The organism is Gluconobacter sp. P1D12_c, assembly GCF_018812105.1.
GTDB lineage: Bacteria > Pseudomonadota > Alphaproteobacteria > Acetobacterales > Acetobacteraceae > Gluconobacter > Gluconobacter oxydans_A.
In genome coordinates this window covers 1-416 of record NZ_JACSIQ010000589.1, presented here as the reverse complement: position 1 = coordinate 416, position 416 = coordinate 1, and the positions used below count along the sequence as shown (strand labels likewise).

General features: G+C 48.8%; 1 protein-coding gene. It reads right to left on the bottom strand.

The genetic code is table 11. From position 1 onward, the window contains the following. Positions 1 to 416 (bottom strand): hypothetical protein (locus KP705_RS18285; RefSeq protein ID WP_215765328.1); only part of this gene is annotated, 416 nt, incomplete at both ends.

Genomic DNA, 416 nt, shown 5'->3' with positions numbered 1-416 from the left:
GAAGCCTTATGGCCTCATCCCTGCCAATGCGTTCAAGATGTTTAAACACATCAACCTTGTTCCCACTGTTGCGACGAAGAAGCTCATAAAAACCTATCCGAGAAGATGACTCACACCCATTCTCAGACGGTCCTGCATCAAAAATCTCTCCGCGTGATTCCTTCGCTTCCTTAACCTCTGGAACGTATTCTAAACCACCAGCAGGAAGCCTGAAGCGTCGCCTGTCTTCCTGTTCCGAACGACACGCAAAACGCAGATTCTCATCAGCAGAATAATCCCGAGCTATAAGCCCAAGGTGCTTGCAGTCAGCAGATATCAGCCAGCAGATATCATCAACAGACCACCCCAGATGGAACACATGCCCAAGCCATGAACGAGGATAATACCCCCCATCATATGACTGAGCTTTGATGACC